The sequence below is a fragment of the Streptomyces sp. WAC05374 genome (genome assembly GCF_004353505.1).
Classification (GTDB): domain Bacteria; phylum Actinomycetota; class Actinomycetes; order Streptomycetales; family Streptomycetaceae; genus Streptomyces.
Genome location: NZ_SMNQ01000006.1, coordinates 94,341 through 108,839, shown reverse-complemented (window position 1 = coordinate 108,839; position 14,499 = coordinate 94,341). Strand labels below are relative to the sequence as shown.

The window sequence follows — 14,499 nt, the reverse complement described above, 5'->3', positions numbered from 1 at the left end:
CGGGCGGCCCCGGGGGCGTACGCCTCAGGCGCCGCTGCGGGCCCGAGCGGGCGGCCTTGGCCCGCGGGCGGCCCCGGAGCGTACGCCTCAGGCGCCGCTGCCCGTGGTGGCGCCCTGGTCGGTCGTACCGGTCGTGGTGCCGCCCTGGTCGCCGCTGCCCGTGGTGGTGCCGCCGTCGGTGGTGCCGCCGTCGGTGGTCCCGCCCTGGTCGGTGCCGCCGTCGGTGGTCCCGCCGTCGGTCGTGCCGCCGTCGGTGGTCCCGCCCTGGTCGGTGCCGCCGTCGGTGGTCCCGCCGTCGGTCGTGCCGCCGTCGGTCGTCCCGCCCTGGTCGGTGCCCTCGGTGGTGCCGGGCGTCGACGGCGTACCGCCGGTCGGCGGGGGCGGGTTGTTGGTCTGGGGGTCCGTCGGGGGCGGGTTCCAGCCGCCGCCGTTGCCGCCGTTGCCGCCCCCGCCCGTGGAGCCGCCGGGGTCCTGCGTCTCCTCCTCGGTCTTCTCGTCGGACGGCGAGGGGCTGGTGGTGTCCCCGCTCTTGGAGGGCGCGGTGGTGGCCGGGGGCTTGGGCTTGTTCTCGCCGCCGGGCTTCGTCGTCTGGTCGAGCGCGTACGCCACACCCGCGACGATCGCGACCAGCGCGAGCGCCACGAAGAGCCACATCTTGCCGCGACCGCCCCGGCCGCCCCGGCCGCCGTCGTAGGCGTAGGCGCCGTCCTCCGGGTTGGGCGGCGGCAGCAGCGGGCCCTGCGAGGTGTCGCCGTGCGCCGGGTGGCCCATCACGGTGGTCGCCGCGACGCCGCCGGCCGGGGTGCGGCCGCCCTCGTGCATCTCGACCGGGCCGGTGTTCCAGGTACCGGTGTGGCTGCCCTGCTGCTGGAGCATCTGGAGCCCGTACTGGACCAGGCCGCGCATCTCCTCGGCGCTCTGGAACCGGTCGTCCGGGTCCTTGGCCAGGGCGCGCATGGCCAGGCCGTCCAGCTCGGGCGGTGCGACGTCGGAGACCTCCGAGGGCGGCACCGGGATGTCCTGGACGTGCTGGTAGACCACCGACAACGGTGTCTCGCCGGTGAAGGGCGGCCGCAGCGCGAGCAGCTCGTACAGCAGGCAGCCCGTCGCGTACAGGTCCGAGCGGTGGTCCACGGCCTTGCCGAGGGCCTGCTCCGGGGAGAGGTACTGGGGGGTTCCCATGACCATGCCGGTCTGGGTCATCGTCGACTGCGCGCCGTGCAGGGCGCGGGCGATGCCGAAGTCCATCACCTTGACGGCGCCACTGTGCGTGATGATCACGTTCGCGGGCTTGATGTCACGGTGCACGATGCCGTGCTGGTGCGAGTAGGCGAGGGCCTCCAGCACACCGGAGACGATGATCAGCGCCTGCTCGGGCGGCGGCGCCTCGGCGTTGATCAGCAGGTCGCGGATGGTGCGGCCCTCGACCAGCTCCATCACGATGTACGGCACGGACTGGCTGCCCACGACGTCCTCGCCGGAGTCGTACACGGCCACGATGGCGTGGTGGTTCAGTCCGGCGACCGACTGTGCCTCGCGGGTGAAGCGGGCCTTGGAGACGGGGTCCTCGGCCAGGTCCGCGCGCAGCAGCTTCACGGCCACGGTGCGGCCCAGCCGTACGTCCTCGGCCGCGAACACCTCGGCCATGCCGCCGCGGCCGAGACGATGGGTGAGCCGGTAGCGGCCGTCTCCGACGAGTCCGCCGACGCCCCACTCGGCGGCTTCCGACCCTCCGCCGCCGCCTGCCTCGGATTCGGATGCCATCAGTCCTCGCCGTCGTTTCTGTCCGCGTGCTCTGCGCGTGCGGGGTGCCGCCGTGTCTTAAGGGGTACTACGCCACGTCACGCTACAGCCTCCGCGCGCCGCGCCGGTTCGAGATGGACCGGCCATCCAACCGGTTCCCCGTACACCTGTGCAAATTCGATGCCGGTTCGGTGCGGGTCCGGTGGGCGTCCATGCCGGTCCGGTACGAGTCCGGTAACGCTTCCGCGACGCTTCTTGTGCGTACGGTCACGGATCGGGCACCCGGCTTGACGTGTCACTGCCCTGGGGCAGACTTGGCCCGTAAAACCGGATCACCGCGATTTACGGCGGCCACCAGGGCCACGCGCGCGCACGGGGGAGCAAGGACATGAGCCAGGACGGCGCACAGGGCCGCTATGCGGGCGGCTCGGTGGCGGGCGGCCGGTACCAGCTTCGCGACCTGCTCGGTGAGGGCGGCATGGCGTCCGTGTATCTGGCGTACGACAGTGCGCTGGACCGGCAGGTCGCCATCAAGACGCTCCACACCGAGCTGGGGCGGGAGCAGTCGTTCCGCGAGCGGTTCCGCCGTGAGGCGCAGGCCGTCGCCAAGCTCCAGCACACCAACATCGTGTCGGTGTTCGACACGGGCGAGGACGAGCTGGACGGCTCGCTGATGCCCTACATCGTCATGGAGTACGTGGAGGGCCAGCCCCTCGGGTCGGTGCTCCAGGCGGACATCCAGAGCCACGGCGCGATGCCCGCCGACAAGGCCCTCAAGGTGACCGCCGACGTGCTCGCCGCGCTGGAGACCAGCCACGAGATGGGCCTGGTCCACCGGGACATCAAGCCGGGCAACGTGATGATGACCAAGCGCGGGATCGTCAAGGTCATGGACTTCGGCATCGCGCGCGCCATGCAGTCGGGCGTCACGTCGATGACGCAGACCGGCATGGTCGTCGGCACGCCGCAGTACCTGTCGCCGGAGCAGGCGCTGGGCCGGGGCGTGGACGCGCGCTCGGACCTGTACTCGGTCGGCATCATGCTGTTCCAGCTCCTGACCGGGCGCATCCCGTTCGACGCGGACTCGCCGCTGGCCATCGCGTACGCGCATGTGCAGGAGGAGCCGGTCGCGCCGTCCTCCATCAACCGCTCGATCACCCCGGCGATGGACGCGCTGGTGGCGCGTGCGCTGAAGAAGAACCCGAACGAGCGTTTCCCGAGCGCGGCCGCCATGCGGGACGAGTGCCTGCGGCTGCTGTCGGCGGGCCAGACCGGCGCGCCGGTCATCGTGGCGGGCAGCGGCCCGGTGAGCAGCGGCGCGGGTGTCGGCTCGGCGGTGTTCCCGCCGGTCGACCACACCACTCCGGCGCCCGGACCGCACAGCGTCCAGACGCCGTACCAGCCGTACGGAACCCCGGCGCCCACGCCTTCCTACGGGTACCCGCAGCAGACGCAGCCGCAGCCGCACGCCCCGGCGTACCAGACGCCCGCGCCGCCGCCGTACACGATCTCCCCGCAGAGCGCCGCCCCTGCGCCGTCCTCCGGCGGCCGGAGCAACATGCCGGTCATCGTGGGCGCCGCCGTGGTCGCCCTGCTCGCCATCGGCGGCCTCATCGCGGCGATCAACCTGGGCGGCGACGACGAGGACCCGGGCACCCAGGCGGGCGGCGGCGGCACGAGCGCCTCGGCCGAGCCCGAGGCCGGCCACAAGCCGCCGGAGCGCAACCGCACCATGGAGACCACCGACTGCACGGACGCCTCCGAGGACAGCGACGACCCTGCGAAGGTGCGCGCCCCCAGCTTCACGTACAAGGACGTCATCTCCGTGAAGAGCTGCCTCCAGGCGGCGGGGTGGAAGTACACGATCAAGGAAGAGGACAACCCGCAGTACGCCGAGGACCAGGTGATCTCCCAGTTCCCCACGGAGGGGACGGCCGTGGTGCCCGGCAACCAGACGTTCGAGCTGACCGTCGCCACGGGTGACCCGGGCGAGTGACGCATGGACGCGGGACGCGCGTGACGCGTGACGCGTCTTGTCCGGGGTGCGGCGCGTCCGGGTGGGCGCGTGGTGCGTCTTGTCCGGGGTGCGGCGCGTCCGGGTGGGCGCGTGCTGCGTCTTGTCCGGGGTGCGGCGCGTAACGGCGCGTGGTGCCTCTTGTCCGGGGTGCGGCGCGTAACGGCGCGTGGTGCCTCTTGTCCGGCGCGTGGTGCGTATCGGTAGCGCCCCGGGGGCGCTCCGCCGGTGATGCCCGGGCGCACCCGGCCGGTGGTCGCTGAGCCGGAGGCCGGGGGCGTGTAACCCCTGTGGGTGGCTGTGGGGCCGCCCGGGATGCCGGGGCGGGTACGCCATGTGACGCTGAGTCCGTTGTGGGGCCCGCGCATCGGGCTCCTGGCGGCTCGGCACGGGAGGGGGTCACCCGGTGGCTCCAAGGCTCGACCCACGGTGCGCGACGGTGGTCGCGGTGCTGCTGCTGGCCACGCCCTCCGTAACCGCGTACGCGGAGGAGACCGGGCCGGCCGCCGAGCCGGACGTGGGCGTCGTCCGGCCGACCGGCGGCGCCTCCGACAGACCCGTTACGACGCCCCCGTCCGCGTCGGCCGCCGCGTCCGTCGCGGCCAGCGCCGGGCCGAGCACCGGCCCGGGTGCCGTCCTCGGGCCGACGCGCAACGCCGCCGCCTCGCCGTCACTGGCCGGGCGGTCCGCCGGGGAGGGGCGGCAGCGGCCGGGGCGGCCCGTGTCGCCGTCCCCCAGCCCGTCCGGGGACGTGTCGCGGGGCTCACCGGCCGGGCCGGCCGACCCCGCACGTACCAAAACGGCAACAGCGCCGGGCCTCCCGTGGGGCGAGGAGGCGGAGTCGGAAGCGGTACCCGAGACGGAGTCCCCCGCGGCCGCCGATCCGCCGCGCTCGCCGCCCGCCGCCGCGTACGAGCCCGCCGCGCAGACCGCCGACACCCTCGCTGACCGGCAGATTCCCGTACTCACCCTGGGCGTCGGGCTCGCCATGATGGGCCTGGGGCTCGGCTTCCTCGGGCTGCGCATGAGGCGCCGCTGACCGTATGGAACCGCCCTGCCGTCCCCCTTGAGACGGACGTCGCGGGTCCCTCTCAGGACGCTTGTCGGCCTCGGCATACTCGGTATACATACTGAGTATGTCCATCCGCCACGGGCTCCTCGCCCTCCTCGAACACGGTCCGCGCTACGGCTCCCAGCTCCGTACGGAGTTCGAGTCGCGCACCGGCTCGACCTGGCCGCTCAACGTGGGCCAGGTCTACACGACGCTCAGCCGGCTGGAGCGTGACGGGCTGATCGAGCAGGGCGGTGAGGACGAGGCGGGGCACGCGCTGTACGCGATCACCGACACGGGCCGCGAGGAGCTGCGGGCCTGGTTCGAGAAACCCGTCGACCGCACCAGCCCCGCCCGCGACGAACTGGCCATCAAGCTCGCCATGGCGGTCGGCGCCCCCGGTGTCGACATCCGCGACGTCATCCAGTCCCAGCGCCGCCACACCATCAAGGCGATGCAGGACTACACCCGGCTCAAGGCGCAGGCCATCACCGCCCTGGAGAGCGGGACGGCGCGCGAACGGGACGACGTTGCCTGGCTGCTCGTCCTGGAACAGCTCATCTTTCAGACGGAGGCCGAAGCGCGGTGGCTGGACCACTGCGAAGCCCGGCTGATCCGGCTCTCGGCCACGCACCACCGGTCCGCCGGCCCCGCCGGCCCCGCCGGTGGCACGACCACACCGACCGGTCACACGACCACACCGGCCGCTGGGACGACCACCCCGGCCGGTGGCGCCGACCGGGCCGTACCCCCGCACGTGCCCCAGCCGAGCCGGGTGGCGCCCCGGCCGGGGACGTGACAGGCCCGAGCGGCGACCGCCACGGCGCTCCCCAGCGCTGACCGGCGGACGCACCCACCCACCCGTACCGATCCGCTCCGTACGCCTGTCGCCGCACGCGTACGCCCAAGGGGGAACCCTCTTCATGTCATCGTCATCGTCAGCACACCCGTCCCCGCAGGCGCCGCAGCCCGTCCTGCAACTCCAGAACCTCACCCGTGTCCATGGCTCGGGGGCCACCGAGGTGCACGCCCTGCGCGGGATCGACCTCAGCGTCTTCCCCGGTGAGCTGGTGGCCGTCATGGGCCCGTCCGGCTCGGGCAAGTCCACCCTGCTCACCATCGCGGGCGGCCTCGACACCCCGAGCTCCGGCCGGGTGATCGTGGAGAACACCGACATCACCGCCGCCGACCGCAAGACGCTCGCCGCCCTGCGCCGCCGCAGCATCGGGTACGTCTTCCAGGACTACAACCTCATCCCCGCGCTCACCGCCGCCGAGAACGTCGCCCTCCCGCGCGAACTCGACGGCGTCTCCGCCCGCAAGGCGCGCGCCGAGGCCGTCGCCGCGCTCGAGGAGATGGACCTGCGGCACCTCGCCGACCGGTTCCCCGACGAGATGTCCGGCGGCCAGCAGCAGCGCGTGGCGATAGCCCGGGCCCTGGTCGGCGACCGGCGGCTGGTCCTCGCCGACGAGCCGACCGGCGCCCTGGACTCCGAGACCGGCGAGTCCGTGCTCGCCCTGCTGCGCGCACGCTGCGACAAGGGCGCGGCGGGTGTCCTGGTCACCCACGAGCCCCGGTTCGCGGCCTGGGCCGACCGCGTGGTGTTCCTGCGGGACGGCGCGGTGGTCGACCAGACCATGCGCAGTGACGCGGACTCCCTGCTCACGGGCCAGGCGGCCGAGCGGTGAACAACTGGTTCCACTCATGGCGCGCCGCGGTGCGCATCGCCCGCCGCGACGCCTGGCGCTACAAGGGCCGCAGCTTCCTCGTCCTCGCGATGATCGCCCTGCCCATCCTGGGCGTCAGCGCGGCCGATCTGACGCTGCGCAGCTCGGAGTTGTCCACCGAGGAGCGGATGGCCCGGTCGATCGGTGCCGCCGACGCGCGCATCTCCGACTCCGGTTACGGCGGGGTGCCGATCTACCAGCACCCGATCGACGACTACACCGTGCCGGTGGGCGACTTCAGCGACAAGCCGTGGCCCGAGGGCAAGACGGACGTCACGAAGGTGTTCCCCGCGGGCTCCACGGTCCTTCAGGACACGGTCGGCGTCGGGAAGCTGCGCACCGCCCACGGTCTGCTCCAGACGGAGATCCGGGAGCTGAAGGCGACCGACCCGATGGCCAAGGGCATCATGTCCCTCCAGGACGGCCGGTTCCCCCAGAAGGCCGACGAAGTCGCCGCCACCACGCACTTCCTGGAGGCCGGCGGGCTCCGGGTCGGCTCCACCCTGGCCGCACGCGGCCTCGACCGCGAGTACCGGATCGTGGGCGCGTACGAGCTGCCCGACGACCTCCGCAGCGACCAGGTCAACGCGCTGCCGGGGGCGTTCCTGGCCCCCCTGGACAAGGCGCTGGAAGCGGCGGGTCTGCCCGGCGCGAATCCGACCACCACGCATCTGCTGACCCTGCCCCGTTCGGCGGGCACGGACGGTTTCACGTGGAACATGGTCAAGGAGGTCAACACCAAGGGTGTCGCGGTGCAGTCGCGTGCGGTCGCGCTCGACCCGCCGGCCGATGCCGACGTACCGATGTTCCAGCAGGAGGGCTGGGGCAACTACGGTGACAGCACGGCCGCGAAGGCCGCCGCGCTCGCCGCCGCCGGAACGGTCATCGGCCTGGCGATGCTGGAGATCTGCCTGCTGGCGGGCCCCGCGTTCGCCGTCGGTGCCCGCCGCTCGCGGCGCCAGCTCGGGCTGGTCGGTGCCAACGGCGGTGACCGCCGGCACATCAGGGCGATCGTCCTGGCCGGCGGCCTGGTGATCGGTGTCGCCGCGGCCGTGGTGGGCACGGTCCTCGGCGTGGTCCTGACGCTCCTGCTCCAGCCGGTGCTGGAGGACTACATGGGCCAGCGCTTCGGCGCCTTCGACGTCCGGCCGCTGGAGCTGCTCGGCATCGGTCTGCTGGCCGTGCTGACCGGCCTGCTGGCCGCGGTCGTCCCGGCCGTCACCGCGTCCCGTCAGACGGTCCTCGCCTCGCTCACCGGCCGCCGCGGGGTGCGCCGCAGCAGCCGGGTACTGCCCGTGATCGGCCTGATCGCCACCCTGCTGGGTGCCGCGATCGCGCTGTACGGGTCCGTCTTCTCGGACCAGTTCATCATCGTCGCGGGCGGCAGCGCCATCGCCGAGCTGGGTGTCGTCGCGATGACCCCGGCCCTGGTGGGCCTGTTCGGCCGCGCGGGCCGCTGGCTCCCGCTCTCGCCGCGCCTGGCGCTGCGGGACGCGGTGCGCAACCGGGGGCGTACGGCTCCGGCCGTCGCCGCCGTACTGGCCGCGGTCGCGGGCACGGTGGCCGTGGCCACGTACGAGGTGAGCAGCGAGGCCCAGCAGCGTGCGGCGTACGAGGCCCGGCTGCCGCACGGGGCGGTCTCCGTCCTGGTCGGCGAGGGCGGCGGCCGGGACGTCCCGGCGGTGCGCGACGCCGTCCAGAAGAACTTCCCCGTCGACGTCCGGGCGGACGTGGAACGCATCGTGGTGGGCAACGCCAACTGCGAGATGTACGGGCAGGGCGAGGGCTGCGGCCGCCACGAACTGGTCACGCCCAAGGCCAACATGTGCCCGCTCTGGGCGACCACGCCCGACGGTTCGGACCCGGCGGAGAAGTACACCAAGGAGGAGCGCCGCAAGCTCGGCGAGGACTGGCGCTGCAAGGAGCAGCCGGACATGTCGTACACCGAGAGCGGGCTGATCGTCGGTGACGCCAAGCTGCTGAAGGTGCTCGGGATCAAGGACGCGGCGGCCGAGAAGGCGCTGGCCGACGGCAAGGTCGTGGTCTTCTCCCGTGTGCTGGTGAATGCCGGCGGCAAGGTGGGCATCAAGCTGATCACGGACTCCGCGAAGGCGGAGGAGGCCATGGCCCAGGGCAAGGAGCCGCCGGGCAAGGTCACCGAGTTCGCCACCTACCAGCCGGCCCGGGGCACCGAGGCGTACGGCCTGTCGGGCATCGTCCCACCGGCCGCGGCCAAGGCGGCGGGCATCGCGACGGTTCCGCTCGGCGCCTTCTTCTCGACGGACACGATGCCCAGCACCGAGCAGCGCCAGAAGCTGGACGCCGAACTCGCGACCACGGGCGCCGGGGTCGACCTCCACCTGGAGGAGGGCTTCGTCAGCGAGAACAGCATCGTCCTGCTGTCGCTGATGGTCTTCGCGGGGCTGATCACCATCGGCGCGGCCGGTATCGCCACCGGTCTGGCCCAGGCCGACGCGGAGGCCGACCTGAAGACGCTCGCCGCGGTCGGTGCGCCGCCGCGCGTGCGCCGGACCCTGAGCGGCTTCCAGTGCGGGGTGGTCGCCGTGATGGGCGTGCTGCTCGGTTCGGCGGCGGGCGTCCTGCCGGCGATCGGGCTGCGGCTGACCGAGCGGCGCCAGGAGATGAGCTGGTACCAGCAGGCTCTGGACCAGGGCGCCGCGCCGGACATGCCGCACGTGCCGATCATCATCCCGTGGGAGACGCTGGGTGCCCTGCTGATCGCCGTCCCGCTGGGGGCAGCGGTCCTGGCCGCCCTGGTCACGCGCTCGCGCGGGGCGCTGGCCCGCCGCGCGGCGACGTAAGCGGCACGTTCCGCACGGCTCGCCCGGGCTCGGCCGAGGGCCCGGCCCCCGGCCTTGTCCCGGCCTTGTCCCGGCTTTGCCCCCGTACGAGGGTGGATCACCCGCGTACGGGGGCAGACCGTGTGGTGACGCATCTGTGCGAGAGAATGGCTGGCATGGAGATGCCGAGGAATGAACGGTCGCATGAGAACCCCCAGATCCTGGTCGTAGGACAGGACGGCATGGCGCTCGGCGGCGGTGACGGTGACGACGAGTCGCGCGAGGTCCCGGTGACGGAAATGGTCGAACAGCCTGCCAAGGTCATGCGCATCGGCAGCATGATCAAGCAGCTTCTGGAAGAAGTCCGCGCGGCTCCTCTCGACGAGGCCAGCCGGGTACGCCTGAAGGAGATCCACGCCAGTTCGGTGAAGGAGCTGGAGGACGGCCTGGCTCCGGAGCTGGTGGAGGAGCTCGAGCGGCTCTCCCTGCCCTTCACGGACGAGGCCATCCCCTCGGAAGCGGAACTGCGCATCGCGCAGGCCCAGTTGGTGGGCTGGCTCGAGGGCCTGTTCCACGGCATCCAGACGGCGCTGTTCGCCCAGCAGATGGCGGCCCGTGCCCAACTGGAGCAGATGCGCCGGGCGCTGCCCCCGGGCGCGCCGACGGACGAGGACGACGAGCACGGACGCGGCCACGGTGCGATCCGCTCGGGTCCGTATCTGTAGGCGTCCACCAGGCGTCCACCGGCGACGACGCGGGCCCGGCACACGTGCGTGTGCCGGGCCTCGGCGCGGCCGGGGGCGTACGCCGGGCGTGGCGCGGCCGGGCTCCGGGCGTGACGCGGCCGGCGGCATGCGGCCGGGGTTGCGCGGCCGGTGCTCACCGTCGGGGTTACGCCGTCGGGGTGACCAGCAGGACCTTGCCGACGTGGGAGCTGGTCTCCAGCGTCCGGTGGGCCTCCGGGGCCTCCGGCATGGGGTAGGTGCGGTCCACCACCGGGCGGATCGCGCCCGAGCCGATCAGCGGCCACACATGCTCGCGCACCGCCGCGATGATCGCCGTCTTCTCGTCCAGCGGCCGCTTGCGCAGCGACGTCGCCGTGATCGCGGCCCGCTTGTTCAGCAGGGCGCTCAGGTCCAGCTCCGCCTTCCGCCCGCCCTGGAGGCCGATCACCGCGAGGCGGCCGTTCACGGCGAGGGCCTTCACGTTCCGCTCGAGGTACTTGGCGCCCATGATGTCGAGGATGACGTCCGCGCCCGCCCCGTCCGTCGCCTTGTGCACCTCCTCGACGAAGTCCTGCTCGCGGTAGTCGATCAGGACGTCCGCGCCCAGCTCGGCGCAGCGCGCCAGCTTCTCGGGGCCGCCCGCCGTCACCGCGACCCGTGCGCCCACCGCCTTGGCGAGCTGGACGGCCATCGTGCCGATGCCGCTCGCGCCGCCGTGCACCAGCAGCGTCTCGCCCGGCCGCAGATGGGCCACCATGAAGACGTTCGACCAGACCGTGGCGGTGACCTCCGGCAGCGCCGCCGCCGTCACCAGGTCCACGCCGTCCGGCACGGGAAGCAACTGCCCCACTGGCACGGTGACCTTCTCGGCGTAGCCACCGCCCGCCAGCAGCGCGCACACCTCGTCGCCGACGGCCCACCCGCTCACGCCCGGCCCGAGGGCGGCGACGCGGCCGGAGCATTCCAGACCGGGGTACGGGGACGCGCCGGGCGGCGGGTTGTAGAAGCCCTGGCGTTGCAGGAGGTCGGCGCGGTTGACGGCGCTCGCCGCCACTTCGACGAGGACCTCGCCCGCGCCGGGCACGGGATCGGGTACCTCGGCCCAGACGAGCGCCTCGGGGCCACCGGGTTCGGGAATCGTGATCGCATGCATGGCCGCGAGGCTACTCCGGGGGTGTGCTCAGCGGCGGCACGCTGGTCGCCCGGACGATGGTGATCAGACGGTCGGTCAACTGGAGCGGGCTCGCCGCCGGATCGTCGTAGCTGAGCAGCCGGTGCCCGCGCAGGACGCTGATCACCAGGTCGTCCGTCTCGCGCACGTTCTTGCCCACCTCGGCCTTTATGACCGGCCGTTCGACCAGGTCCAGCCCGCTGCCCTGCTGGATCAGGTCCTCCATCACCGTGCCCGCGCTGGGGCTCAGCACGGACAGGCCCAGCAGCCGGCCGGCCGCGCTCGCGCTGGTGATCACCGCGTCCGCGCCCGACTGGCGCAGCAGCGGGGCGTTCTCCTCTTCCCGTACCGCCGCGACGATCTTGGCGCCGCGGTTGAGCTGGCGGGCTGTCAGGGTCACCAGGACCGCGGTGTCGTCGCGCTGGGTCGCGATGACGATCTGCCGGGCGCGCTGCACCTCGGCACGGAGCAGCACATCGCTCCGGGTGGCGTCACCGATCACGCCCGTGAACCCGTCCGCGTTCGCCGTCTCGATGACCTTGCTGCTGGGGTCGACGATGACGATCTGGTCCCTCTTGAGACCGGTGGCGCACAGCGTCTGGATCGCCGACCGGCCCTTCGTACCGAAGCCGATGATGACGGTGTGGTCACGCAAGGTGGCCCTCCAGCGGTTGAGCCGCCACTCCTCGCGGGTCCGTTGGGTGAGGACCTCGAGGGTGGTACCGACCAGGATGATCAGGAACAGGACGCGCAGCGGCGTCACCAGCAGCACGTTCACGAGCCGCGCACTGTCACTGTGCGGAACGATGTCGCCGTAGCCCGTCGTCGACAGGGTCACGGTCGCGTAGTAGATGGCGTCGAGGAAGTCGACGCTCTCGTCGGCGTTGTCGTGGTAGCCGCCGCGGTCGATGTACACGATCAGCACGGTCAGCAGGAGGACGCACAGGGCCATCAGCAGCCGCGTGCCCACCTGCCGCAGCGGCTTCTGGATGATCGGGTTCGGCAGCCGGATCTGGCCGCCCACCAGTTGCTCCTCGGCCCGGCGGGCCATCGCGTCCTGGCCAGGAAGTTTCACGTGAAACACCCCTCGTCGGTCGTGAAACGTCCCTCGCCGGCCACAGCCCAGGGCAGGTCGAGGATCTCCAGTACGGCACCGGGCGCGGCGCCCCCGGGCGGGACCACCGCAAGCCCGTCGGCCGCAGCTATCCCGCGCAGCATGGCCGGCCCGTTGTAGTGCAGCGGTACGACGTGTCCGGAGCCGCGCCCCGTGGCGCCGGGCCCGGTGGTGCCGCGCCCGGTCGCGTGCGTGACCGGTACGAGCCTGGTGTCGTGCGGGTGGCCCTGCACCTCGTCCCGTACGGCCGCCCGGTACGGCTCCGGGGCCCGGCGCCCGGCGAGGCCGCGGAGCAGCGGCTCGGCGAGCGTGAGCAGGCCGGAGACGGCCGCCAGCGGGTTGCCGGGCAGGCCGACCAGGTAGGTGGCCGGGGTGAGCCGCGCCAGCAGCATCGGGTGGCCCGGGCGGACCTTCACGCCGTCGACCAGCAGTTCGGCGCCCGCCTTGCGGAGCACGGGGTGCACATGGTCCACCGGCCCGGCCGCCGTGCCGCCGGTGGTGATCACCACGTCCGCCCCGGACTCGCTCACCGCCGCGTACAGCGCCTCGGCGTCGTCCCCGATGCGCCGGGTCACGGACACGTCCGCCCCGAGGGCGCGCAGCCAGGGCGCGAGCATGGGGCCGAGCGCGTCGCGGATGAGCCCGTCGTGCGGGAGGCCGGTCGTGAGCAGCTCGTCGCCGAGCACCAGGACGTCGACGCGCGGCCGTTCGACGGTGTGCAGCGCGTCGTACCCGGCGGCCGCCGCCAGGCCGAGGACGGCGGGGGTGACGGGTGTCGCGGCGGGCAGCATCCGGTCACCCGAGCGGCACTCCTGGCCGCGTGGCCGGATGTCCTGGCCGTGGGTCACCTCGCGCTGGGCGTGCAGACGGCCCGTCGCGTCGGTGCGGGCGTGCTCGCTGCGGATCACGGCGGTGGCGCCGGGGGGTACGCGGGCGCCGGTGGCGATCCGTACCGCCTCGCCGTCGGGGAGCGGGTCCGTCCGCGCGTGCCCGGCCAGGATCGAACCGCCTTCGCGGATCTCCCAGGGCCCGGGTCCCGCGACGGCCCATCCGTCCATGGCCGACGTGTCGAACGACGGCAGGTCGGTGAGCGCGGTCAGCGGCTCGGCGAGGACACTGCCGAGCGCCTGCCCGAGGGCGATCCGCCGCGTCCGGGGCGGACGGGCCGTGCCCAGGCGTGCGGCGAGAGCCCTGGCCTCGGCCCAGGGCGTGGCCCGGTGCCGCTCGGGCTTCCGGTCCGGTGACCCCACCAGGGCGAGGGCTTCTTCGACGCCGTCGACGTCCGGCTCGGTCATCCGGCGTCGGCCTCGTTCGCCCAGCGGTCGGCGAGGGCGGCGGCCTTGCGGGCCGCTTCGGCGACGGCCGCGGAGACCGCCTCGGGGCCGTCACCGGCGGCCTTGGCGGCCGCGTAACCGACCAGGAAGGTGGTCAGCGGCGCGGCGGGCCGGGCGACGCCGTGCGCGGCGTCACGGGCCAGGTCGAGCAGGACGCCGGTGTCGACGTCCAGCTCGATGCCGAGCTCGTCCTTGACTGCGGTGATCCATTCGTCCAGCACGTTCCCATGCTCCCTGATCGTGGCCCGGGCGGTCGCGATGTCTTCCCAGGTGTCGCAGTCGAAGGAGGTGAGGGGGCCGGACGGGAGGCGGAGGAGCTCCAGCTCCTGGACGAGCAGGCGCAGCGGGAGGCCGGTGAGGTTGCCGTGCTCCGTCGCCAGGAGGGCGATCTCGCGGCGCAGTGGCTCGGTGCGGTACGCGGCGACGAGCGGCTGGTCCCGCCCCTCGGGGTCCACGGACAGCACGCCTTCGCAGTCCCCGTCCACCAGCGCGTCGACCAACTTCCGTACGCCGGCGCCCTGAAGGAACGGCAGGTCGCCACTGAGGACGACGACGGTGTCGGCCCCGACGTGCCGGAGCCCGGCCGCGAGGGCGGCCAGCGGCCCGCTGCCGGGCGGTTCCTCGCGCGCCCACACCACGGGGCGGACGGTGGCCCGGCGGCCGCCCACCACGACGGTCCGTCCGGCCTCGCGGCAGGCACCGAGCACGCGGTCGAGCAGGGCCCGCCCGCCGACGCTCACGCCCGGCTTGTCCACGCCGCCGAGCCGCCTGGCGGCACCCCCGGCGAGCACGACGACGTCAAATGGGGTCACGCCACCA

The 14,499-nt window shown here is 73.3% G+C and carries 11 protein-coding genes; 6 read left to right on the top strand and 5 right to left on the bottom strand.

The window, feature by feature from the left end:
- Window positions 1-87 precede the first annotated feature (87 nt).
- Window positions 88-1,764 (bottom strand): protein kinase domain-containing protein, encoded by a 1,677-nt coding sequence (locus E2B92_RS14625; protein WP_126884119.1) that lies wholly within the window; start codon window positions 1,762-1,764, stop codon window positions 88-90.
- 367 nt (window positions 1,765-2,131) lie between these two features.
- On the opposite strand from E2B92_RS14625, the gene E2B92_RS14620 reads away from it, so the two are divergent.
- The 6 genes from E2B92_RS14620 (at window position 2,132) to E2B92_RS14595 (ending at window position 10,061) form a co-directional block, all read left to right on the top strand.
- On the top strand, window positions 2,132-3,739 hold the full coding sequence (locus tag E2B92_RS14620; protein WP_126884120.1) for a protein kinase domain-containing protein: 1,608 nt from the start codon (window positions 2,132-2,134) through the stop codon (window positions 3,737-3,739).
- A 424-nt stretch (window positions 3,740-4,163) separates the two neighbouring features.
- Window positions 4,164-4,796, top strand: a complete 633-nt coding sequence (locus tag E2B92_RS32665; protein WP_160159755.1) for a hypothetical protein — start codon at window positions 4,164-4,166, stop codon at window positions 4,794-4,796.
- Between the two features lie 97 nt (window positions 4,797-4,893).
- Window positions 4,894-5,607 carry a PadR family transcriptional regulator gene (locus E2B92_RS14610; RefSeq protein ID WP_235023813.1) on the top strand — a complete coding sequence of 238 codons (714 nt, stop codon included), beginning with the start codon at window positions 4,894-4,896 and terminating at the stop codon, window positions 5,605-5,607.
- Window positions 5,608-5,731: 124 nt separating this feature from the next.
- Window positions 5,732-6,496, top strand: coding sequence for an ABC transporter ATP-binding protein (locus E2B92_RS14605; protein WP_126884122.1), 765 nt, complete (start codon window positions 5,732-5,734; stop codon window positions 6,494-6,496).
- Window positions 6,493-9,357, top strand: a complete 2,865-nt coding sequence (locus tag E2B92_RS14600) for an ABC transporter permease (RefSeq protein WP_126884123.1) — start codon at window positions 6,493-6,495, stop codon at window positions 9,355-9,357. Before E2B92_RS14605 ends, E2B92_RS14600 begins: the two co-directional genes overlap by 4 nt.
- Before the next feature lie 155 nt (window positions 9,358-9,512).
- Window positions 9,513-10,061: a bacterial proteasome activator family protein gene (locus E2B92_RS14595; protein ID WP_126884124.1), complete on the top strand. Its 549-nt coding sequence runs from the start codon at window positions 9,513-9,515 to the stop codon at window positions 10,059-10,061.
- Between the two features lie 166 nt (window positions 10,062-10,227).
- On the opposite strand, the gene E2B92_RS14590 is transcribed toward E2B92_RS14595, so the two are convergent.
- Genes E2B92_RS14590 through E2B92_RS14575 form a run of 4 tightly spaced genes read right to left on the bottom strand, consistent with a single transcriptional unit; the run spans window position 10,228 to window position 14,492 of the window.
- Window positions 10,228-11,214, bottom strand: a complete 987-nt coding sequence (locus E2B92_RS14590) for an NAD(P)H-quinone oxidoreductase (protein ID WP_126884125.1) — start codon at window positions 11,212-11,214, stop codon at window positions 10,228-10,230.
- 10 nt (window positions 11,215-11,224) lie between these two features.
- Window positions 11,225-12,283, bottom strand: a complete 1,059-nt coding sequence (locus E2B92_RS14585) for a potassium channel family protein (RefSeq protein WP_126884139.1) — start codon at window positions 12,281-12,283, stop codon at window positions 11,225-11,227.
- Window positions 12,284-12,303: 20 nt separating this feature from the next.
- Entirely contained in the window at window positions 12,304-13,641 is a 1,338-nt protein-coding gene (locus E2B92_RS14580) for a molybdopterin molybdotransferase MoeA (RefSeq protein WP_126884126.1), read from the bottom strand.
- Window positions 13,638-14,492, bottom strand: coding sequence for an NTP transferase domain-containing protein (locus E2B92_RS14575; protein WP_126884127.1), 855 nt, complete (start codon window positions 14,490-14,492; stop codon window positions 13,638-13,640). The genes E2B92_RS14580 and E2B92_RS14575 overlap by 4 nt, the downstream gene beginning before the upstream one ends.
- Window positions 14,493-14,499: the final 7 nt, after the last annotated feature.

Coding starts and splice junctions, on each gene's coding strand:
- E2B92_RS14625 (WP_126884119.1), bottom strand. CDS start 1,764: ATGGCATCCGAATCCGAGGCAGGCGGCGGCGGAGGGTCGGAAGCCGCC.
- E2B92_RS14620 (WP_126884120.1), top strand. CDS start 2,132: ATGAGCCAGGACGGCGCACAGGGCCGCTATGCGGGCGGCTCGGTGGCG.
- E2B92_RS14610 (WP_235023813.1), top strand. CDS start 4,894: ATGTCCATCCGCCACGGGCTCCTCGCCCTCCTCGAACACGGTCCGCGC.
- E2B92_RS14605 (WP_126884122.1), top strand. CDS start 5,732: ATGTCATCGTCATCGTCAGCACACCCGTCCCCGCAGGCGCCGCAGCCC.
- E2B92_RS14595 (WP_126884124.1), top strand. CDS start 9,513: ATGGAGATGCCGAGGAATGAACGGTCGCATGAGAACCCCCAGATCCTG.
- E2B92_RS14590 (WP_126884125.1), bottom strand. CDS start 11,214: ATGCATGCGATCACGATTCCCGAACCCGGTGGCCCCGAGGCGCTCGTC.
- E2B92_RS14585 (WP_126884139.1), bottom strand. CDS start 12,283: ATGGCCCGCCGGGCCGAGGAGCAACTGGTGGGCGGCCAGATCCGGCTG.
- E2B92_RS14580 (WP_126884126.1), bottom strand. CDS start 13,641: ATGACCGAGCCGGACGTCGACGGCGTCGAAGAAGCCCTCGCCCTGGTG.